Origin of the sequence: Natronosalvus vescus (assembly GCF_023973145.1) — an archaeon.
GTDB lineage: Archaea > Halobacteriota > Halobacteria > Halobacteriales > Natrialbaceae > Natronosalvus > Natronosalvus vescus.
Genome location: NZ_CP099546.1, coordinates 1536614 through 1557028, shown reverse-complemented (window position 1 = coordinate 1557028; position 20415 = coordinate 1536614). Strand labels below are relative to the sequence as shown.

20 protein-coding genes are annotated in these 20415 nt (G+C 62.7%); 14 read left to right on the top strand and 6 right to left on the bottom strand.

Translation table 11 applies throughout. The annotated features are described in order from the left end of the window. Positions 1-166 precede the first annotated feature (166 nt). Genes NGM68_RS07440 through NGM68_RS07425 form a run of 4 tightly spaced genes read left to right on the top strand, consistent with a single transcriptional unit; the run spans position 167 to position 3403 of the window. Complete coding sequence (locus NGM68_RS07440) at positions 167-1111, top strand: ABC transporter substrate-binding protein (RefSeq protein WP_252701015.1); 945 nt, start codon at positions 167-169, stop codon at positions 1109-1111. A 12-nt stretch (positions 1112-1123) separates the two neighbouring features. After that, entirely contained in the window at positions 1124-1837 is a 714-nt protein-coding gene (locus NGM68_RS07435) for an ABC transporter permease (RefSeq protein ID WP_252701014.1), read from the top strand. Beyond that, the gene (locus tag NGM68_RS07430; protein ID WP_252701013.1) at positions 1834-2601 is read left to right on the top strand and encodes an amino acid ABC transporter ATP-binding protein; all 768 of its coding nucleotides are present in this window, start codon (positions 1834-1836) and stop codon (positions 2599-2601) included. The genes NGM68_RS07435 and NGM68_RS07430 overlap by 4 nt, the downstream gene beginning before the upstream one ends. A 40-nt stretch (positions 2602-2641) precedes the next feature. Beyond that, positions 2642-3403: a TOBE domain-containing protein gene (locus tag NGM68_RS07425; RefSeq protein WP_252701012.1), complete on the top strand. Its 762-nt coding sequence runs from the start codon at positions 2642-2644 to the stop codon at positions 3401-3403. 11 nt (positions 3404-3414) lie between these two features. Here the strand turns inward: NGM68_RS07425 and NGM68_RS07420 are convergent, their stop codons facing one another. After that, complete coding sequence (locus NGM68_RS07420) at positions 3415-4350, bottom strand: MBL fold metallo-hydrolase (protein WP_252701011.1); 936 nt, start codon at positions 4348-4350, stop codon at positions 3415-3417. Positions 4351-4488: 138 nt separating this feature from the next. Between NGM68_RS07420 and NGM68_RS07415 the strand changes: the two genes are divergently transcribed. Beyond that, on the top strand, positions 4489-4926 hold the full coding sequence (locus NGM68_RS07415; protein WP_252701010.1) for a hypothetical protein: 438 nt from the start codon (positions 4489-4491) through the stop codon (positions 4924-4926). 13 nt (positions 4927-4939) lie between these two features. Here the strand turns inward: NGM68_RS07415 and NGM68_RS07410 are convergent, their stop codons facing one another. Both NGM68_RS07410 and NGM68_RS07405 read right to left on the bottom strand, forming a co-directional pair. Beyond that, positions 4940-5944, bottom strand: coding sequence for a TIGR04024 family LLM class F420-dependent oxidoreductase (locus NGM68_RS07410; protein WP_252701009.1), 1005 nt, complete (start codon positions 5942-5944; stop codon positions 4940-4942). 17 nt (positions 5945-5961) lie between these two features. After that, entirely contained in the window at positions 5962-6738 is a 777-nt protein-coding gene (locus NGM68_RS07405; protein ID WP_252701008.1) for an SDR family NAD(P)-dependent oxidoreductase, read from the bottom strand. Between the two features lie 268 nt (positions 6739-7006). Between NGM68_RS07405 and NGM68_RS07400 the strand changes: the two genes are divergently transcribed. The 3 genes from NGM68_RS07400 (at position 7007) to NGM68_RS07390 (ending at position 11415) form a co-directional block, all read left to right on the top strand. After that, on the top strand, positions 7007-8908 hold the full coding sequence (locus tag NGM68_RS07400) for an ABC transporter substrate-binding protein (RefSeq protein WP_252701007.1): 1902 nt from the start codon (positions 7007-7009) through the stop codon (positions 8906-8908). A gap of 170 nt (positions 8909-9078) precedes the next feature. After that, positions 9079-9942: a phosphatase PAP2 family protein gene (locus tag NGM68_RS07395; protein WP_252701006.1), complete on the top strand. Its 864-nt coding sequence runs from the start codon at positions 9079-9081 to the stop codon at positions 9940-9942. A gap of 66 nt (positions 9943-10008) precedes the next feature. Beyond that, the gene (locus NGM68_RS07390) at positions 10009-11415 is read left to right on the top strand and encodes a cryptochrome/photolyase family protein (protein WP_252701005.1); all 1407 of its coding nucleotides are present in this window, start codon (positions 10009-10011) and stop codon (positions 11413-11415) included. A gap of 84 nt (positions 11416-11499) precedes the next feature. Here the strand turns inward: NGM68_RS07390 and NGM68_RS07385 are convergent, their stop codons facing one another. From NGM68_RS07385 to NGM68_RS18395, 3 genes are all read right to left on the bottom strand, one after another. Beyond that, positions 11500-12468: a sugar phosphate isomerase/epimerase family protein gene (locus NGM68_RS07385; RefSeq protein ID WP_252701004.1), complete on the bottom strand. Its 969-nt coding sequence runs from the start codon at positions 12466-12468 to the stop codon at positions 11500-11502. A gap of 129 nt (positions 12469-12597) precedes the next feature. Further along, the gene (locus NGM68_RS07380; RefSeq protein ID WP_252701003.1) at positions 12598-13671 is read right to left on the bottom strand and encodes a Gfo/Idh/MocA family protein; all 1074 of its coding nucleotides are present in this window, start codon (positions 13669-13671) and stop codon (positions 12598-12600) included. Between the two features lie 52 nt (positions 13672-13723). Then, entirely contained in the window at positions 13724-13960 is a 237-nt protein-coding gene (locus tag NGM68_RS18395) for a DUF8005 family protein (protein WP_484549502.1), read from the bottom strand. A 470-nt stretch (positions 13961-14430) separates the two neighbouring features. On the opposite strand from NGM68_RS18395, the gene NGM68_RS07375 reads away from it, so the two are divergent. From NGM68_RS07375 to NGM68_RS07350, 6 genes are all read left to right on the top strand, one after another. Next, positions 14431-15627 carry a M24 family metallopeptidase gene (locus NGM68_RS07375; protein ID WP_252701002.1) on the top strand — a complete coding sequence of 399 codons (1197 nt, stop codon included), beginning with the start codon at positions 14431-14433 and terminating at the stop codon, positions 15625-15627. 85 nt (positions 15628-15712) lie between these two features. Next, the gene (locus tag NGM68_RS07370) at positions 15713-16543 is read left to right on the top strand and encodes a prephenate dehydrogenase/arogenate dehydrogenase family protein (protein WP_252701001.1); all 831 of its coding nucleotides are present in this window, start codon (positions 15713-15715) and stop codon (positions 16541-16543) included. Beyond that, complete coding sequence (locus NGM68_RS07365) at positions 16540-18138, top strand: small ribosomal subunit Rsm22 family protein (RefSeq protein WP_252701000.1); 1599 nt, start codon at positions 16540-16542, stop codon at positions 18136-18138. Before NGM68_RS07370 ends, NGM68_RS07365 begins: the two co-directional genes overlap by 4 nt. A gap of 105 nt (positions 18139-18243) precedes the next feature. Continuing rightward, the gene (gene surE / locus NGM68_RS07360; RefSeq protein WP_252700999.1) at positions 18244-19074 is read left to right on the top strand and encodes a 5'/3'-nucleotidase SurE; all 831 of its coding nucleotides are present in this window, start codon (positions 18244-18246) and stop codon (positions 19072-19074) included. 224 nt (positions 19075-19298) lie between these two features. Continuing rightward, positions 19299-19532 carry an Rdx family protein gene (locus NGM68_RS07355; protein ID WP_252700998.1) on the top strand — a complete coding sequence of 78 codons (234 nt, stop codon included), beginning with the start codon at positions 19299-19301 and terminating at the stop codon, positions 19530-19532. A 216-nt stretch (positions 19533-19748) separates the two neighbouring features. After that, the gene (locus NGM68_RS07350) at positions 19749-20174 is read left to right on the top strand and encodes a helix-turn-helix transcriptional regulator (RefSeq protein ID WP_252700997.1); all 426 of its coding nucleotides are present in this window, start codon (positions 19749-19751) and stop codon (positions 20172-20174) included. Positions 20175-20415 lie beyond the last annotated feature (241 nt).

Genomic DNA, 20415 nt, shown 5'->3' with positions numbered 1-20415 from the left:
CGGGTAGCGATACCAATAGTGGTTTCGGCAACCGTCGCTCATCTCGAGAAGGCACTTCGACCCCCACAATTTCTGGTTACTGAGGAGTGCGGAGGAAACTGGATTCAATTACGTCTGATTCCGTCCGATCAGTGGCTATTTATCGCTGGCGTCTGTCGTAGTATCCATGTCGATACAACGCCGTGCATTTCTCACCGCGGTGGCCTCGAGCGGGGTGATCGGGCTTGCCGGCTGTCTATCGAGGGGCGAGAGCGGGAGCAGCGACGGGAGCCACCCGGAGATCGCTGGCAAAACGCTGACGCTGACGACGACGACCAGCACCTACGACACGGGATTGCTCGATGCCCTCAACGCCCCCTTCGAGGAACGCTTCGGCGTCGACGTCCACACCGTCCCCCAGGGAACGGGGGCAGCACTGCAGACGGGGCGAAACGGCGATTCTGACGTCGTCATGGTACACGCTCGTGCGCTCGAGGACGAGTTCATCAGTGAGGGATACGGCGTGAACCGACGGGATCTGATGTTCAACGACTTCGTCATCGTCGGCGATTCGGACGACCCGGCCGGAATTAACGGTGAAGAAGACGTCGGCGAGGCCCTGACATCGATTGCCGAGACCGAGTCGGTGTTCGTCTCTCGAGGGGACAACTCCGGCACCCACGCGAAGGAACTCGACCGATGGGCCGATGCGAGCCTGGATCCCACCAACGTCGGCGGCGGGTGGTACCGCGAAGCCGGCGACGGAATGGGGAACGTCCTCATTCAGACCGACCAGCAGGGTGGATACACCCTCGCCGACCGGGCTACCTATCTATCGATGCTCGAGGAGATCGATCTCGAGATCCACGTGCAGGGGCCGGTCGAGGGTGGGCCAGAAGCGCTGATAAACCCGTACGGCATCGTCGCGGTAAATCCTGCCGTCCACGAGAACGTGGCTTCCGACCTCGCGATGGCCTACATCGGCTTTTGCACCAGTTTCGAGGGGCAAGAGATCATCGAGGAGTACACCGTCGGGGGCGAACAGTTGTTCTTCCCGGAGGCGCTCGCGGAGGATCCCAACTTCGAGCAGTACGTTCCCGAGGAGTGGCGAACCGCGAACAATACCGAATAGGCGTAGACGATCATGGTCATCCCATACAGCGAACTCGCACTGATCGCCGACTTTCCGTTCGAGTGGCACTACATCAGAACCATCATCGAGGTGTCGCTCTACGTGAGCGTGACTGCCGTCGTGTTGAGCACGCTGTTGAGCCTGCCGGTCGCACTCGTCCTTGGGGTGACCGACTTCCGCGGCAAGGCCGTCCTCACGTCGATCATCACGACCGGTATGGGCTTTCCCAGCGTGGTCGTCGGCCTGCTCGTCCTCTTTGCGGTCTCCAATCAGGGGCCGCTCGGTTCGCTCGAGCTCGTCTTCACGCCGGAGGCGATGATCCTCTCACAGATCGTCCTCGCCGCACCGGTCATCACGGGCGTCAGTCTGGCAGCGGTCTCGAGCGTCGAGTCGGGCGTTCGGGACGCCGCGTTCGCCATGGGTGGTACCCGACTCGACGTCGCCATGGTGACGATCAAGGAGGCCCGTTACGGAATAGCGACCGGCGTGCTCGCCGGTTTCGGTCGGGCGATCAGCGAGGTCGGCGGCGTCCTCATCGTGGGTGGGAACATCGCCAGCGCCGACGGCACCTCCTACACGCGGACACTTACGACCGCGATCCAGCTCGAGGCCCGCCAGGGTCGCTTCGAGACCGCGATGATCCTCGGTGGAATCTTGCTCGCGCTGGTGTTGCTCGTCAACGCGCTCGTCATCCGACTCGGGAACGGCGGAGGGCGGTACGGATGAGCCTCGAGGCGACCGATCTCCGTTACGTTTACGGGTCGGAGACGGTTCTCGAGGATGTCTCCCTGGGCGTCGACCCCGGGGAGGTCGTGGCGATCATCGGCCCCTCCGGCGTCGGCAAGACGACGCTACTTCGCCTGCTCGCCGCGTTCGAGCGACCCGACGAGGGAACGATTCGCTATGACGGCGTCGACGTCTGGACACTCGAGAACGGGGATCGACTCGAGCGACGGCGGCGGATCGGCATGGTGTTCCAGGAACCGAGCCTCTTCGACGCCAGCGTTCGCCGGAACGTCGCGTACGGGCTTCGCGTGCGCGCCTCCTGGCCGGAACGGCTCCGGCAGTCCGTCTCCGCCGCCGTCGGGCGGCCGACGGCCCCGCGAGCGGTTTCCGACGCCCTCGAGGTCGTCGGTCTCGAGGCGTACGCCGACCGGCACGTCGATTCGCTCTCCGGGGGTGAGGCCCAGCGCGTAGCGTTCGCGAGAGCCCTCGCGTACGAACCCGACGTACTCGTTCTCGACGAGCCGACGTCTGAACTCGACCCGCGGAACACGGCGGTGATCGAGGGGGCGATACGAAAGGCTCGTGCCCGTCGAATCGGCGTCGTCATGGCGACCCACGATATGCACCAGGCACGTCGGGTCGCCGACCGCGTCGGGCTGTTGCTGAACGACGGCATCGTCGAAATCGACACGACGGAGACGATATTCGAGGATCCGGCCGACGAGCGCACCAGACAGTTCATCGACGGGGAGTTGATTTATTGATGCGCCACATCGAGTCAGGACAGACAGGAGGCACCTCGAGATGACGACCGAACCCGAACGCAGCTATCAGACGGAGCTGACGGTCGGTGGGGTGACGATCGATCGGCGCGATATCGAGATGCTCGCTGCGATCGACGACAACGGCTCCATGCACGCCGCTGCCAACGCACTCGGCCGGTCGTACGCGCGTCTCCAGCGACGTGTCGTGGAACTGGAGGCCGAACTCGGCACGCTAACCGAACGCCAGCGCGGTGGTCGGGATGGCGGCGGGACGACGCTAACGGAGACCGCACGCGACCTCCGCCAGCGATTCGAACGTCACCAGACGGCGCTCGAGGGCGTCGCAAGCGTCAGGGAGTCCGTAATTCCGGGAACCGTCGTGGATCGGGACGGCGAACTCGCGACCGTCGAGACGCCGATCGGATCCGTGGTCGCGATCGCTCCCGCAGGCGCGGAGACGGTACAGGTCGTCGTTCGTTCGGACGCAGTCGTCCTCGAGGAACCTGAAAACGAGGGAACCGTGAACGGCACGAGCGTTCGCAACCGGTTCGACGGCATCGTCGAGAAAGTGGAAACGGGCGAAGCCGTAGCCCAGGTCGTCGTCGCGATCGGTGGGGTGAACGGCACCGACGGCGAGGATCACACCATCGAGCTCGAGGCGCTCGTGACTCGCGGCAGCCTCGAGTCACTTGGCCTGGAGTCGGGCCGACCGATTGTCACCTCGTTCAAAGCGACGGCTGCGCGGGGGATTCCACTCGAGGACGGCACTGTTAGTGGAAAGAGCACAGAGGCGGAAACGTGAACCGCCCTCGATCAGGACTCGACGAGCCAGTAGGTGCCGTCTGAATCGCGAGCAACGACCGATTCTCGTTCGAGGTACTCGAGGTGCGCTGCGGCCTCGCCGGCCCCGAATTTGGTGTGGATTCCCTCGAGCGATCCGAACAGGTGGATAGCCACGTCCCAGGGCGTCGACGATCCGAGTTTACCGAGAGCCTCCCGAACGCGAACGGTTCGTTCTCGGTGATGGTCGCGAATCGTCTCGAGGCGATTGGACGAACACGTCGAGCCGTGACCGGGGAGTAGCGCGACCGATCCGTCATCGACGCCCTCGCGGGATTCGATTCGGTCGAGCGTCTCGAGGTACGTGCCGAGTGGATCCGTCCCCCGCAATCGGGTGTCGCTGCCCCCGACGTTTGGCGTGTACGTCGGCAACACGGCGTCTCCGACCATGAGCGCGTGGTCTGTGCCCATTTCGAGGGCAATGTGTCCCGCCGTATGACCTGGCGTCTCGAGTACCGTTGCTCCGGCGAGTTCGTCTCCCGCCTCGAGCGGACTGACGTCACAGCGAACCGGTACCGGGGAGGGTCGGTCGCCGTCGGTGACGCTCGCAATCGTTTTAGCGGGTACGCCCCAGACACGCATCGCGTTGGCGTCTCGCTCGAGGCGACGCTCACGTTCGGAGCCGTATTCCCCGAGAAGTGGCGCATCACCCGCCCCTATAGCGATGGTGGCCCCGGCGGCGTCAGCCAGCCGCGGTGCGAGGCCGACGTGGTCGGCGTGCCAGTGGGTACAGACGACGTACTCGAGGTCGGTGAGGCGCTCGAGACGGGACTCGAGTCCGCTTCGAAGTTCCTCCCAGGCGCCGTCGGTCGGCGGCCCGGGGTCGACGAGCACGCGACCGTCGACGAGGTACGCGCTGTTCATCCCCTCGGGCGTCCCACCGCCGACTGAGAGTCGGACGATTCCCATACCTGATCGTCCGTTGCCGGCTACCTGAGTGTAGTGGTCTCGGTCTCCACAATCACTGCCAGCGGTCGCACTCGAGTCGAACCGTCACACACCTCAACGGCGACAACAGTTAAGCCCATCAAGCAGCCAGAGTGTCACGTGGATCGACGACTCATCGTGACCGTCCCGTTCGTAGTTCATCTCCTCGGCGGTGGCATGTTCGCACTTTCACAGTCGATGGCCACCGTGAGCTTTACCGAGAGCCAGGTCGAGTTTCTGGTGCTCGTCGGCTATCTCGCACCGCTCGTCGGCATGGCTCTCATCTGGCTCAAAAACTACGATTACGGAGCACCCTTGCTCGCCGGTTCGGCAGCAGCGACCTGCTGGTTCGTCGTGTACTTCTTTCTCCTCCACGACAACCCTGCAAACGTCGCGTCGGTCACGGGTAGCGGATCCGGTTCCTACACCGCCTCGGTGATCGGTGTCGTCGTCGGCTCGCTGGCAACCGCCGGGGCCGGCTTCTGGCTCTGGTACCGGGAGAACGACTGGTTCAGATCGACCGTCGATGGCGTTCTTCGCCCGTCGGAGTCGGAGTAAGTCTCGATTCTCGTTACCGGTTCGGCGCGAGCGCATCGATCGTCGACTCGATCTCTGCCGTCGTCGCCCCCCGCGGGAATCCGACGGCGATCGAATCGACGCCGTCGATTGCCTCGAACTTCTCGAGTTCCGCTCGGGCGCGCTCCGGCGTGCCGGCCGCACCCAGATCGTCGAGCAGTTCGTCCGGGATGAGCGAACAGGCTCGTTCCTGCTCGCCGCTCGACCAGGCAGCCGCGATTTCGTTGGCCTCCTCCTCGTAGCCTTGCCGAGCGAGCGATTCGCGGTAGTACGTCCCCATCGCCGCAACGTAGAAGGCCAGATGCTGGCGTGCCAGCTCACGGGCTCGATCGCCGTCCTCGAGGGCACAGGCCGTCACCGAGAGCGTCACCCGGACGTCGTTTGGGTCGCGCTCGCCGAGTTCGATGCCGCGTCGGAGATCCTCGAGTCGGTTCTTCATTCCCTCGGGGGTGAACACGATCGCGTGCCAGCCGTCGCCGAATCGGCCGGCTAACTCGACCGATTTCGGGCCCATGCCGGCGACGTCGATCGGGATCGGCGTCTCCGGTGGATCACAGCGAAGTCGAAATCCGGCCAGCGAGAAGATGTCACCGTCGTAGTAGAGCGTCTCACCGGACGTCACCGCGCGGACGATATCGACGTACTCCCGGGTGCGTCGAAGCGGGCGGTCGAAGTCGACGCCGTGCCACCCTTCGATGACGGCGGGGCCGCTCGGCCCGATCCCGAGTCGCATCCGGCCGTCGGAGACCTCCTGGAGGGTCGCCGCAGTCTGGCCGAGCAGGGCTGGTGAGCGCGAGTAGACGTTGGCAATGCTGGGGCCAATCCCGATCTCGTCGGTTTCGCTGGCGATCCGGGTCAAGACGGTGACGGCGTCTCGCCCCCACGTTTCTGGAAGCCAGGCGCGTTCGTATCCGCGTTGTTCACCTCGTTTAGCGATGTCAACGATCGATTCAACGGACGGCTGTGCGGCGACGGGCAAATGAAGCGTTTTTGCTGTCATCAGTAGCTCTCAACTGGTCAAACGGTTGGTTCCTCCATGATCGCCGGCTTCCCGGCGACCTCAAGGGTCTGTCCGACGATGTAGGAGGCGGCTGGACTGGCGAGGAACTGGGCGACGTCGGCGATCTCCTCGACGGTACCCATGCGTCTGTCGAGGGCGTCCCGATCGACGTCCGCGGCGCTGATCCCCATCTGTGTCTCGATCCCCTCGGTCGCGACGAAGCCGGGGGCGATGGCGTTGACGCGTACGCCCTCGCTCGCCCACTCGAAGCCGAGCGAGGCAGTCAACGCGTTGACGCCGGCTTTCGCCGCCGCGTAGTGACTCATGTAGGGTGCCCCCTGGATTCCCGCCACGCTCGAGAGGTTGACCACGATACCACCGCCATCCTTCAGGTGATCGGCAGCGGCGTGGGTACACCGGTAGGTGCCGGTCAGATTGATGTCGACGATGGTTTGCCAGCCGTTTTCGCTAATGCCGTCGAAGTCGGCCATGAAGCTGGCACCCGCGTTGTTCACGAGGACGTCCAGTTCGCCGAACTCATCGACAGTGGTTTCGGTGAGCGCGTCGACGGCGTCGTGCTCAGTGACGTCGCATTCGACGGCGAGAGCGGAACCCGGCCGGTCGCTTTCGGCGATGGCATTCGCCACCTCGTCGACCCGATCTTGCTCTCGCGAACAGATCACGACGTCGACGCCGTCGTCAGCGAAGCGCTCAGCGATGGCACGACCGATCCCGCTCGAGGCCCCGGTCACGAGGGCAACGTCGCCGTCGACGTGATACTGTTCAGTCGTCATCGCCAGCCACTCCGTATTGCGTCACACATTCACACGGAGAAATACACAGTCAACGTTCTTAACGTTGATTGTCTCGGTGTCGGTGAGACGAGAACCGGTTTTGGCTATAGGAACAACTGAACCGGTACACACACTGATCGACGATACATCTAGCGAACAGGTGTTCAATGATTTACAGTGGCTACTATAGTGTCGAACCGATCCCGTTCAGAAATGATGTCGATTCAGTAGAAAGTCATATACTGAGCGGTGGTTAATCACTCACGTAATGGATGATCGAGTTCGTCGGCGACAGCTCCTGGCCACCCTCGGAATGGCCAGTAGCGGTGTTCTCGCTGGCTGCTCGGAGTACGTCTGGTCGCGCGCTGAGAACACCGCGCCCGAACAGATCGCCCTCCAGCTAAAAACCGTTCCCGCGGACGACGACCTGAAAGCCGCCAGAATCGCGAACCACCTTACCGAGTCGCTTCGAGCGGCCGGCATCGACACCGACCATATCGCGATGGACGAGCCCGAACTGCACCGCGAGGTGCTGATAGAACGCGATTACGACCTCTTCGTCATGCGCTATCCAGGCATCGAAGAGGTCGACTCGCTTCGGTCGTTGTTGCACTCAGATTACGTCGGCGAACAGGGCTGGCAGAATCCGTTCAGTTTCTCCGATCCGACTGCCGACGACTATCTGGATGACCAACGACAGGCTGCCGGCACCGAACGAGAGGCAATCTATAACGACCTGTTTTCGTATCTCGTCGATGATGACATGGCACCCTACACCGTCGTTGCATACCACGATCACCTGGGTGCCGTTCGGTCGGAGCTTCCGACGGCCATCGTTCCAAACACGCCACAGGAGTTCCTCGAGGCAGTGTCGAACGCACCATCGGAGGAGGCCGCCGAACGACCGCTTCGAATCGGTCTCTTCGGTCAGCAATTGATCGGTCGGCTCAACCCCATCGCCGTCGATCTGAGCGACGTGAGCGTGATTCTCGATCTGTTGTACGATCCGCTGGTTCGGAAGGTCGACGACGAATACCAGCTGTGGCTCGCTGAGTCGATCGAGTGGGGACAGTCCGGACGTACCGTGGAGGCAACCGTTACCCTCCGCGATGATCTCCAGTGGCACGACGGCGAACCGATAGACGCCGATGACGTCAAGTTTACGACGGCGTTCCTGGCCGACACCTCAATGGGCGAGGCAGAGAGTCCGGTGACGGCTCCACGCTACCGTGGTCGCCAATCCTTGATCGAAGAGACGACGGTGATAGACGGACGAACGGTACGCGTCTCATTTGGCACTGCGTCACAGGAAGTCGCCACCTGGGGGTTTACGATCCCGCTCCTGCCGGCACACATCTGGAACGAGCGTACTGACCTGGACGGTGACCACCGTACCGAAGCCCTCACCTGGGATAACGACGAACCAGTCGGTTCGGGACTGTTCCGCTACGTAGACAGTGAAGAGAACGAGTCGCTCACACTCGAGCTATTCGACGATCACGTGTTTCTTCGGTCGGACGACGAACCTGATGACGACGAACCCGGCGACGAAACCGGGGACGGCGAGCCCGGTGACGATGAAACCGGGGACGACGAACCTGATGATGAGGGGGCGGGAGCGGACACGGATGACAACGACACGGACACCGAGACGGAGACCAGGCAACGTGAGGATTCGTCGGGAACGACACAGGATAACGATGAGACCAGTTTCGACGGGCTACAGTATCAAGTGCTGCCGAACGCGGGGGCCGCCCTGGATGCGCTTCGCGATGGCGACATCGACATCATCGGCAACGAACTCCCCATCGACCGGTTCGAGGATATCGACTCCGAGGAGGAGATCCAACGGGTCAAACGAGAAACGAGCGCGTTCTACATGATCGGGTACAACCTCCGACACGCGTCGCTCGGAAACCGACGGTTCAGGGGAGTGGTTTCCCGACTCGTCGATAGGGAGCACGTCGTCGAGGCGTTCTTCGATGGGCACGCGGCCATTCCGGATACGCATAGCTCGTTCGTCGGCGTGCGCCGACAGGATTGGGACAGTCCACACCCAGCAAGTGACTACAGTTTTCCCGGAAGCGACGGGGATCTCGACACGGATCTCACGCGTGAACTGTTCGAGGAGGCAGGATACAACTACGTCAACGACGAGTTAGTCGAATAGCATCGCCCATGCAGATATATTTGTCACTTCGGTTTACGGATCGAATAGTTCCACACCATCTTCAGAGCGCGGGTCGAACAGTTCCACCACGACCCTGTAGCTGGGTTCGAGACCACCAGCACGTAACGAAGGGGTTCCTTTAATCCCTTCGAGCACGTAGGTTACACGATATGGCCCTCGAGGGAGTCATCCGCGAACTCGCCCTTATCGTGGGGACGATGCTCGTCGTCGCGACGTTAGTCATCGTCGGCCCCGATAGATTCATCCACGCGGCTCGAGGCTTTCGATGGCGTGCTCGAGCGATGGCGCTTCCGCTCGCCGCACTTGGCAGCGTTCTCTTTTTCCGCTGGTGGAACCAGGATCTCATCCATTGGCTTCAGTTTCGCGTCGTCGGGCGGGAGATTACCTCCCAGATCGAAAAGTTCGAGGGGGAACTCTTCGGTCAGAATCCGGTCGTCATCCTCCAGGCGCTCGAAACGGACCTCTTGTCCTCGTTTTTCGTCTTTATCTACATCCATGGCTACGCCTTCCTGTTGTTGTTCCCGTTTATCGCGTACTTTTCGCTCCGGAGAATGGATCGGTTCTCCTCGCTCGTCCTCGCGTTCACCGTCAACTACGCGCTGGGATTGCTTTTTTACACGCTCTTCATTGCCTACGGCCCGCGAAACATCCTCGCGATCGAAGTGATCCCTGTGCTGTACGAAGCCCATCCGCAGTCCAGGTTCCTGACGAACGAGGTGAACCAGAACACCAACGTGTTCCCGTCGCTGCACACCTCGCTCTCGGTCACGGTGTTCTTGCTCGCCTGGGTCACCCGCGATGAGTATCCACTGTGGACGATCCTCTCCGGATTTCTCGCCCTGGGCGTGATGGTTGCGACGATGTATCTCGGCATCCACTGGTTCTCGGACGTCGTCGCCGGAACCATTCTCGCGGTGATTAGCGTCTACGTCGGCGTCAACTACAGCCTCGAGGGGCTTCGACACTCCCTCGTTACGTTCCTTCGGGCGCACCGTCGGCGAAGCCCACAGTGAAGCACTCGCCGTAACACGTTCGCCGCGACCCAGATCGTTTCACGATTATGACCGTACAGAGCACCCATGCACATCCACTGGCACCGTCGTGATCTACGATGGCGGGACAATCGGGCTCTCGCCACAGCCAGCGACAGTGAGGAACCGGTCGTCCCCGTTTTCGTCTTTGACCCGACGATCCTCGAGCACGCCTCGCCAGTGCGCGTCGCCTGTCTCCTGGAGGCACTCGAGGCGCTGGCCGAGTGGTACCGCGAGCAGGGGAGCGACCTCGTCGTCGCCCGTGGAGAGTCCAGTGGCGTGATACCCGACCTCGTGGATCAGTTCGAGGCGTCGACCGTCACCTGGAACGAGGACTACAGTGGCCTCGGGCGTGACCGAGACCGCGCCGTCGTCGCCGCCCTCGAGGAGGACGGAATCGAGTACGAGACGGTTCACGACGCCATCTGTCACGAGCCAGGGTCGATTACGACGAACGAAGGAAGCCACTACTCGGTGTTCACGTACTTCTGGAAGAAGTGGCGAGATCGAGAGAAAGCCGCACCCGTCGACTCGCCGCCAGCGTCAGCACTGGCCGACGTCTCCGGCGACCCACTGCCGACGCGTTCGGAACTCGAGTTCGAGGAACCCAGCGCATCGGTACCGACGGTTACGCCCGAAGCGGCTCGAGACCGGGCGACGGCGTTTTGTCTGGCGGACGGAACGATCTACCGATACGCGGACGAACGCGATTATCCGGCCGCCGAGGCAACGTCCCAACTCTCGGTCGACCTGAAGTACGGGACGATCGGGATTCGGGCGCTGTACGCGTTGACCGAGCGGGCATGGGAAGACGCGACGAGCGACGCCGACAGAGAGGGGGTCGATACGTTTCGACAACAACTGGCCTGGCGGGAGTTTTACGCCCACGTGCTGGCGTTCAATCCGTCGGTCGTCTCCGAGAACTTCTCCGGCTACCAAAACGAGATCGAGTGGCGAAACGACCCAGCGGAACTCGAGGCCTGGAAAGCCGGTAAAACCGGCTATCCGATCGTCGACGCCGGGATGCGCCAGTTACTGGCGGAGGGATGGGTACACAACCGCGTCCGTATGATCGTCGCCTCGTTTCTCACGAAGGATCTGTTGATCGACTGGCGGGCGGGTTACGACTGGTACCGACGCCACCTCGTCGATCACGATACGTCGAACGACACCGGTGGCTGGCAGTGGGCGGCCTCGACGGGCACCGACGCCCAGCCGTACTTTCGGATATTCAATCCGACGACTCAGGGGGAGAAATACGATCCCGACGCCGAGTACATCACTCGGTACGTCCCGGAGCTACAGGGGGTTCCGCCCGAGGAGATTCACGCCTGGCCTGATCTCGCGGACGACCGCCGACGCGAACTCGCGCCCGAGTATCCGGATCCGATCGTCGATCACGGCGAGCGTCGCGAACGGGCGCTCGAGATGTTCAAGATAGCTCGTGGAGAGTGACGGAAGATCGGGGGAGTATTGGCGGCTGGAAGGAGTGACGGCGACCGGAGGGAGTGACGACGGCTCGTGGAGAGCGACCGACGCTCACTCCGCCCAGTAGGCCTCACCGGGCATTTCTTCGAAGATCGCTCGCTCGAGCAGTTCGATCGCCTTCTCGAGCCCCTCTTTCGAACTCGTCAGGGAGTCTTCGTGCTCGATACTTAGCGCGCCGTCGTAGCCGACCATCCGCAACGTCGAGACGATGTCCTTCCAGTGTTCCTCGCCGTGGCCGTAGCCGACCGACCGGAACAGCCAGGATCGGTTGGGTTCGTCGTCGTAGGCCGTGGTGTCGAGGACACCTTTCACGCGGGACTGTTCCTCGTACACCCGCGTGTCTTTGGCGTGGAAGTGGTGGATAGCGTCGTCCTCGCCGAGGAAACGAATCGCGTCGGTGATCGAAATCGCCTGCCAGTAGAGGTGTGAGGGATCGAAGTTGGCACCGATGCGTTCGTTCGTTTCCGCCCGCAGTCGGCGCAGGCCGGTGGGCTCGTAGACGAGCATGTTCGGGTGCATTTCGATCGCTAAATCGACCGCGTGGTCGTCGGCGAACGCCGCGAGGTCGTCCCAGTAGTCGACGGCAACCTCCCACTGGTACTCGTGGGCATCGGCGTGCTCACTCGGCCACGGCGCGGTGATCCAGTTGGGGACGTCGTCCTCGGGGCCGCCAGCCGGTAGGCCCGAGAAACACGTGACGGTACCGACCTCGAGTTGGTCGGCCAGCCGGATCGCCTCCCGGAGTTCGGCGTCGTCGTGGGCGGCCCGCTCGTCGTCCGGGTGGAGCGGATTGTTGTGGGTTGCGAGCGCGCTGATGCGCATCTCGTACTCCGTGAGCAGGTCGTGTAACTCGGCCTGTGCATCGTCGTCGTCGAGATACTCCTCCCGAGGCAGGTGCGTGTCGCCCGGAAAACCGCCGACGCCGGGTTCGATCGCGCTCACGCCGTGATCGGAGAGGTAGGCAAGGGCGTCCTCGAGTGATTCACCGTACAATGGTGGAGTGTGTACGCCAATATCCATACAAGCGGCTCAACGGTCCCGTCCAAAATAAAGACGGGTGACGACGGCACTTCCTGCGGCGCTGCCCGCAACGATTTTCCAGCGCCTGGCAGTTGCGACGCGAGGCAAACCGGTTCCGCCCCTCGAGGCTCACTTTTCGAGCGGAACAGTCCGTCCCTCCGTGCTCGAGCGGTAGATGTAGTGGATGATCTGCTGAACGGTGAACGCCTCTTCGATGCTCTCGTTGTGGTGCTGACCGGTCGCAATAGCCTCGAAAAACGCTCGCTGCTCGTCGGCGTGCGTGTCGTTGTGAGCGGCCTTCACTGAGGTATCCTCGAGGTGGTTCGGCCCGTCCGAACTGGCCGAGTAAACGGACAGATCACCCTCCATGAGATCGAATTCGGCGGCGGCTTCCGTCCCGCGGACGATGAAATTGTGCGCTGCCGGTCGATTCGTCGCCCAGGCGACCTCGAGGGCGATCGATCGATTGTCGGCACACCGGATGAACGCGCTCGCCGAGTCGTCGACGTCGAACGCTTCCGGTCCTGCGTCTTCACCCCACATCTCGAGATACGCGTAATCGCTCCGCGAACCGAACTCGGTGCGTGTGACGCCGCTGACTTCGGTCACCTCTGGATAGCCGAGAACGTACATCGCCAGATCGATGGCGTGCACCCCGAGGTCGATCAGTGCGCCGCCGCCGGCGACAGCCTGGCGTGTAAACCACGACCCGCGACCGGGGACGCCTCGGCGACGAATGTAGTTGGCCTCGACGTGGGTCACCTCCCCGAGGTCGCCACGGTCGATCCGGTTTTTGACGATCTGAACGGTGTTCAGGAATCGATTGTTGAACCCGACCATGCAGACGGCGTCGCTAGCGGCTTCGGCGTCGACGATTCGCTGGGCGCTCTCGAGGGAGTGGGCGAGTGGTTTTTCGACCAGGACGTGGACGCCGCGATCGAGGGCGTCCACGGTGTACTGTTCGTGGAACTTGTTGGGGGTCGTGACGATGATCGCGTCAGTTTCGTCGTACAGTTCCTCGTGATCGTCGTAGGCCTCGACGCCATACCGACGGCCGAAGCTCTCTCGAGCGTCGGCAGAGACGTCCATCCCACCGACGAGCTCGATGCCATGATCGAGCAGTCGCTCCGTGTGGTACTGACCGATGTTCCCGAGGCCGACGATACCGGCTCGGATCGAGGCTGGTGGCGGATCGTTCATCATGTATCAGGTCACTGGTCGCATCCATCTCCGTCTCGGTACTTCGAGTGAGCGATCAGTACAGTTCTCGTTCTTCACGTTCTTGGAGTACGGTTCTCGATTTTTTCCGTTCTCGTGTTCGTTCTCGCGTCTCACGGCACCGTGGCCGCCCCCGACGGTACTGCCTGATTCCAAGAATAATCCTGTTTTTGACGTCGAGGACGAAAGTGACGATGCCGTAGATCCAGAAGCAGAACAGGGTCGTCAGGCCGCCGTAGGAGACGAGTGTGACGAGTTCGCGCTTGTGAACCAATTCGGTTCCGACAGGTCGATTTCGCGTCCGTTCCGAACGGTGCCTCGCCGAGCTGGTTCGCCGCGTCCGGATCGAACCCGAACGTGACCGTCACCTCACGGTCGCCGTTATCGCCGTAGATACCGCCGGCTACCTCCACCGACACGCCGGCGGCACCGACGCCCACGACGAACGGTCGTCGCGAGCCACTCGAGCGTGTCGACTGGTTCGAACCGTTCTCGGACATACTGTTCGAACCGTTCTCGGACATACTGTTGGTCACCTGTGCGGGGTACCGGTATTGTAATAGAGAGAATACACGGACGGAACGTCGACCGACGACCGACATAATCGTCAGTTACCTCGAACGCGACACCTGCCCCGAACGTTCCTCGTCCGCGGGAGTGAACGATCCCGTCCTCGAAAGCCATCCGGCAAACGTGCTCGCCGCTTGCCGAGGCTATATTACGTCAGCAGCCACACACCCGCGTATGGAGATCGATCTTTCACCACTCACGAACTATCTCACGACGGAAGGAGTCGACGGCTACTTCATCGACGACGATGCGAGCGATTCCGACCAGCGCTACGTGTCCGGCTTTTCTGCACCGGACGCCTATCAGACGCTCGTCACCGCCGATGGCGACGTCCACCTGCTCGTCTCGGGCCTCGAGTACGGCCGGGCCATCAAGGAAGCCGATGCAGACAGCGTAACGCGAACTGCCGACTACGATGCCCAGGAACTCGTCGCCGAACACGGCCGGTACGAAGGTGGCCTTCGCGTCTACACGCAGTTCCTCGCCGACCACGGCGTCGAACGGATCGCCGTCCCCCGAAACTTCCCCACTGGCACCGCCGACGGTCTTCGCGACCACGGCATCGACGTCGCGGTCGAACCGGACGGCATCGTCAGCGAGGTTCGCGCCGTCAAACACGACGAGGAGATCGAGTCGATCCACCGCACGCAGCGAGCGAACCAGGAGGCGATGGCCGTCGCCGAAACGCTCATCGCCGAGGCCGATATCGAAGACGGCGTTCTCGTCGTCGACGGCGAACCGCTCACCAGCGAGCGCGTCACCGAGGAAATCGAGGTCACGCTCCTGCGAAACGGCTGTTCGCTCGACGAGACAATCGTCGCCTGTGGCGAACACGGCGCCGATCCCCACGACCGCGGGAGCGGCCCGCTCGAAGCGAACGAACTGATCGTGATCGACATTTTCCCGCGGGACAAGGAGACGAAATACTTCGGCGACATGACCCGGACGTTCTGTCGCGGGACGCCGACCGACGAGATGACACGGCGCTACGAGGTCACCCACGAGGCCTTCGAGGCTGCACTGGAAGCGGTCGAGGCCGGTGTGACCGGCAAAGAAGTTCACGACGCGACCTGTGACGTCATCGAGGACGCCGGGTACGCGACTCTGCGGAGCGATTCCAGCACCGACACCGGGTTCATCCACAGCACCGGCCACGGCGTCGGCCTCGACATCCACGAGGGGCCGAGCATCTCGCCGGTCGGCGAGGAACTCGAGGTCGGACATGTGATCACAATCGAGCCGGGGCTCTACGACCCTGCTGTCGGGGGCGTCCGGATCGAAGACCTCGTCGTCGTCACCGAGGACGGCTACGAGAACCTGACCGACTACCCGATCGACCTCGAGCCGTCGACTCGTGCGAACGATCACTGAGGCTTCGCTCGCCTCCCCGTTTCAAACACAATCTCGAGTGCCTGCATCGAACCGCTTTTGCGACGGCACCCGATAGCAGTGTGTAATGGACGTTCTAATCGTCGGGGCCGGGGCGATGGGTGTGTGGGTCGGTTCGACTCTCGTCGACGCGGACGGCGTCGAGGCGGCGATCACGTTCGTCGACGTCGACCCGGAAACAGCCGAGCGAGCAGCGGCGACCGTCGGCGGAACGATTGGTGACCCGGACGGCGAGGAGGGGTACGACGCCGTCTGTATCGCTGTCCCGATGCGACACGCGGCCGACGCCATCGAACGGTACGCCCCGCGAGCCGAACGCGCCCTGATCGACGTGACCGGCGTGATGGAAACGCCGCTCGAGGCGATGGCCGAACACGCTCCCGAGCGTGAGCGGCTGAGTCTCCACCCGCTATTCGCTCCCGAACGAGCTCCGGGCTCCATCGCGACGGTTCAGGCCCGCGGCGGGCCGGTTACCAACCAGATACTGTCGGCGCTCGAGGCTGCCGGAAACCGGCTCGTCGAGACGACCGCAGAAGAACACGACCGGGCGATGGAGTCTGTACAGGCGTCGGCCCACGCCGCCATCCTCTCGTTTGCCCTCGCTGCGAGGCCGGCTCCCGACGGCTTCGAAACGCCAATCTACGAGGAGCTTCGCCGGCTCACCACGTTCGTCACGAACGGGACGCCTCGAGTGTACGCCGACATCCAGACCACATTCGACGGGGCCGACGCCGTGGCCGAAGCCGCTCGAGCGATCGCCGACGCCGCAGATGAGGACGGGGAAACGACGTTCGAATCGCTGTTCGAGGAAGCGGCTCGAACGTGGAGCGGGGCTCCCGATCAAGACGCACGGACACCGGAGGCGACCACCGACGAGCCCGGAGGTGACCGTCAATGACTGACCAGCGCGAATCGATCCGGGCGAACGCCAGGTATCTCCAGCACGTCCGTCCCATCGATCCCGAGGAGATCGCCACCTACGTCGAGGGCTCGCCCCACCCGGCCGTCGTCAGGCAGGTGTTACGGGAGGAAGCGCTTGACCTGGAATTGATCGAGCGCACGGATGGGACGTTCGTTCCCGTGGAGGACGACCCCGTTCCGCCGAGGACGGCGACGGATCCCGAGCCAGTTCGACGGCTTCCCGACCAGTATGCCAATCGGCTCGAGGACGAACTCGTCGACCGCTACGGCGTCGACTGGCACGAGGGGGCCTCCGGCGACCTCCTCCGGTCGACGATTCGACGGGTCAAAGCACAGTACCTCGAACGCCAGTCGGTCACCTACGACGAGGACGTCGCCGCCGGCTACGCCATCTACCACCTCCCCGGCTACTACGCGGCGATCCAGTACGCGCTCGACGACTTCGCCGAACGCGGCTTCCTCGACCGACGGTTGCGCGTCCTCGACGTCGGTGCCGGCGTCGGTGGCCCAGCGCTGGGACTCTGTGACTATCTGCCCGAGGACGCCCTCCTCGAGTACCACGCGATCGAACCGGGGGAAGGTGCGGATCTACTCGAGGCGTTCCTCGAGGAAACCGGCTCGAACGTCCACTCGACCGTCCACCGGACGACCGTCGAAACGTTCGATCCGGCCTCGGTCGACGACGGGGAAAATGCGAGTGACGATAGTGAAGGAGATGATGCAAACGGACGCAACGACACCAGTGAGCAATTCGACCTCGTCTGTCTCTGCAACGTCCTCAGCGAATTGGACGACCCCGAAGCCGTCCTCCGGCAGGCGCTCGAGTGGGTCGCCCCCGGCGGAGCCCTGCTGGCGATGGCCCCCGCGGACAAGAACGCGAGCATCGAACTGCGTCGTCTCGAGCGAGCGGTCGAGATCGACCGCATTGGTGCTGGCAGTATGGACACTAATCCCGACACCAGTACCAAACCGACAGGAACCGTCACCGTCTACAGCCCGACCGTCCGCCTCTGGGCCGGCGAGACACCATCCGATCGCGGCTGGTCGTTCGACGTCAGACCGGATCTCGAGGTGCCACCGTTCCAGCGAAAACTCGACGAGGCGACGCCGGACGACGACGATAACCACACCCCCGGCGAGTTCGTCAACGTTGACGTCCAGTTTTCCTACTCGATCCTTCGACTGGACGGGACGCGCCGGGTCGAACTGTCACTCGAGGGAACTGGACGCGCGAAGATGGCCGAGATGGAACGCCACGTAACGAACCGGATCGACCTGACGGCGGCGAAGCTCAGCCACTCGTTGAGCGAGGCTGGCCCGGACGACGAGCACGGCGGTCACCGGGGCGGCGCTCGTGGCCGACCGAACCCACTCTTCAAGATCAGCGACGGCAGCGAAGCCGTCGATCACTACGCCGTCCTCACCGGGGAGACGTCGCTCAACCGCGCTCTCCTCGAGGCGGGGTATGGGGACGTCCTCAGCTTCGAGAACGTGCTCGTCCTCTGGAACGACGACGAAGGAGCGTACAATCTCGTCGTCGATGAGGAGACCATCGTCGACCGGTTGGCGTGATCGCTACGTCCCTGTGCCAACAGTCGTAGTCCAGATCCAGACACACTCACGGCGAGAGACGCCACCAAGCGGTGGACTTTTCGACCGTCCGGCCAAGAGAGGTGTATGAGCGACTCACTCCAGATCCTGTTGACGAACGACGACGGGATCGACAGCCCCGGGATTCGGGCGCTGTACAACGAACTCTCGACAATCGGCTCCGTTACGACCGTCGCGCCTGCCACCGACAAGAGCGCAATCGGTCGAGCGATCTCCCACGAGGTCGAGGTCACCGACCACGAACTCGGGTACGCCGTTCACGGCACGCCGTCTGACTGCGTCGTCGCCGGTCTCTCCGAACTGTGTCCGACTGACTGCCCCGACCTCGTCGTCTCCGGCTGTAACAAAGGGGCCAACCTCGGCGAGTACGTCCTCGGCCGCTCGGGAACCGTCAGCGCGGCCGTCGAAGCCGCCTTCTTCGACATCCCGGCCATCGCCACCTCCCTGTACGTCCCCGCAGGCGATCTCGCCTTCAACGAGATCGAAACGAGAACTGAAGACTACGCCCTCGCCGCCGATGCGACCCGCTATCTCGCCGAACAGGGCTTGAATGCTGGAATCTTCGACGTTGCGGCATACCTGAACGTGAACGCACCCATGCCCGAACGGTCGGACGAACCGATCGACCTCGCCCCGCTCGAGATCACCCAACCCTCGACGCGCTACGAAATGGACGCGAGCCGAAACGCCGACGCCATCACCCTCCACGACCGCGTCTGGGAGGAGATGGATCCCGACGTGATCCCCGACCCCGACGGCACCGACCGCCGCGCCGTGGCCGAAGGCCGGATTAGTGTCTCGCCGCTGACCGCCCCCCACTCCGTCACGACGCCAGACGCACTCACAGACCTCATCGAGTCCTACGGTCGTCTCGAGCGGGCTTCGTCGTCCGAGTAGCGAGTGACGAGTTGCGAGTGACGTGTAGCAGGTAGTGAGGAGCGAGTGACGAGTACGAGCACCCAGTACCCAGTGTCCAGTGCCCAGTACCCAGTACCCAGTACCCAGTACCCAGTACCCAGTACCCAGTACCCAGTACCCAGTACCGATTCCCGACCTCCACCCACCCAGCTTCCGGCGGGCGCGTCGTGACTCCTTTCCCGCTCGAAGCCCTCGAGCACCGTATGACGTCCATCGAGATCGAATACTGCCATCCCTGTGGCTTTCTCGACCGTGCACTCGACGTACAGGCCGCCGTGATGCGCTCGTTCGGCACCGAACTCGAGCGTGCGTCGCTCGTCGTGGGCGACAACGGCGTCTTTCGCGTCCGGATCGACGGGACGACGGTGTTCGACGTCAGCGAAGACGAGTTCGACATCGACGAGATCGTGAGACGCGTCCGTCGCAACCGACAGTAGCATAGCAGGCCGTCGGCATCCGTATGCCGTCGCCCTCGAATCGAGCGCGGGGGCCAAATATATGCATCATCTGACTGATGCGTGCGCCTGTAACGTACACTCCGACGACAGTCATGGCCTCGAACCCGACGCCACACACATATAATCCTGCGAGCATAAGAGAAAGGTAGGAGCACATCCTATCATCCGTATCCACTGCAACTGGTGATCACAACAATGGTATTCAATTCACTTCGAGACCGCCTCTCGTCGCTCTGGGGATCGGAAACCGGTTCCGAAGACGTCCAGACACAGACCCAACCTCCATCGGCGACCGCCACAGACTCGAGCACGGCCACCGAGCACGCCGACGACCACCCAGCCGATGAGACGTTGAGTTACGCCGAACAGATCGAGTACGGCGTCGAAAAACGGGACATTAGTGACGAGGATCAGGTACTCAGACTCCTCGTCAAACGCGGTGGGCGCGTCGACGAAACGACAATTCTCGAGGAAACCGGGTGGAAAGAAGACCATCTCTCTGCGGTCATCGAGGAGATGGAAGAGGATGACCAGATCAGTGCGATCACCGTTGGACGCAAACACGTTATCTGCCGGCGCGGATTCGAACCCAAAGGCTATCGCTCGCACCTGCACGAATAGCGATTCTCTATTGTTGAGTGCACTTTTTCCTGCCATGGGTTCCTTATAAGTCAACTCCCGTCTTCACCGACGATTTGCGCCGCTCGCGAATGTGCTCGTGGCGCAGAATAGTGGATTCGCCTGGATTGAGCAAACCCATAGTTTGCGATGTTCGGCGAGTCCACTTCTTCACGTCGCTTCGCTCGTTCAGTCGTGGACTCGCCGGGATTTGAACCCGAAGGAAGACGGTCGCTCGCTCCGC

Coding starts and splice junctions, on each gene's coding strand:
- NGM68_RS07440 (WP_252701015.1), top strand. CDS start 167: ATGTCGATACAACGCCGTGCATTTCTCACCGCGGTGGCCTCGAGCGGG.
- NGM68_RS07435 (WP_252701014.1), top strand. CDS start 1,124: ATGGTCATCCCATACAGCGAACTCGCACTGATCGCCGACTTTCCGTTC.
- NGM68_RS07430 (WP_252701013.1), top strand. CDS start 1,834: ATGAGCCTCGAGGCGACCGATCTCCGTTACGTTTACGGGTCGGAGACG.
- NGM68_RS07425 (WP_252701012.1), top strand. CDS start 2,642: ATGACGACCGAACCCGAACGCAGCTATCAGACGGAGCTGACGGTCGGT.
- NGM68_RS07420 (WP_252701011.1), bottom strand. CDS start 4,350: ATGGGAATCGTCCGACTCTCAGTCGGCGGTGGGACGCCCGAGGGGATG.
- NGM68_RS07410 (WP_252701009.1), bottom strand. CDS start 5,944: ATGACAGCAAAAACGCTTCATTTGCCCGTCGCCGCACAGCCGTCCGTT.
- NGM68_RS07405 (WP_252701008.1), bottom strand. CDS start 6,738: ATGACGACTGAACAGTATCACGTCGACGGCGACGTTGCCCTCGTGACC.
- NGM68_RS07400 (WP_252701007.1), top strand. CDS start 7,007: ATGGATGATCGAGTTCGTCGGCGACAGCTCCTGGCCACCCTCGGAATG.
- NGM68_RS07395 (WP_252701006.1), top strand. CDS start 9,079: ATGGCCCTCGAGGGAGTCATCCGCGAACTCGCCCTTATCGTGGGGACG.
- NGM68_RS07390 (WP_252701005.1), top strand. CDS start 10,009: ATGCACATCCACTGGCACCGTCGTGATCTACGATGGCGGGACAATCGG.
- NGM68_RS07385 (WP_252701004.1), bottom strand. CDS start 12,468: ATGGATATTGGCGTACACACTCCACCATTGTACGGTGAATCACTCGAG.
- NGM68_RS07380 (WP_252701003.1), bottom strand. CDS start 13,671: ATGATGAACGATCCGCCACCAGCCTCGATCCGAGCCGGTATCGTCGGC.
- NGM68_RS07375 (WP_252701002.1), top strand. CDS start 14,431: ATGGAGATCGATCTTTCACCACTCACGAACTATCTCACGACGGAAGGA.
- NGM68_RS07370 (WP_252701001.1), top strand. CDS start 15,713: ATGGACGTTCTAATCGTCGGGGCCGGGGCGATGGGTGTGTGGGTCGGT.
- NGM68_RS07365 (WP_252701000.1), top strand. CDS start 16,540: ATGACTGACCAGCGCGAATCGATCCGGGCGAACGCCAGGTATCTCCAG.
- surE (WP_252700999.1), top strand. CDS start 18,244: ATGAGCGACTCACTCCAGATCCTGTTGACGAACGACGACGGGATCGAC.
- NGM68_RS07355 (WP_252700998.1), top strand. CDS start 19,299: ATGACGTCCATCGAGATCGAATACTGCCATCCCTGTGGCTTTCTCGAC.
- NGM68_RS07350 (WP_252700997.1), top strand. CDS start 19,749: ATGGTATTCAATTCACTTCGAGACCGCCTCTCGTCGCTCTGGGGATCG.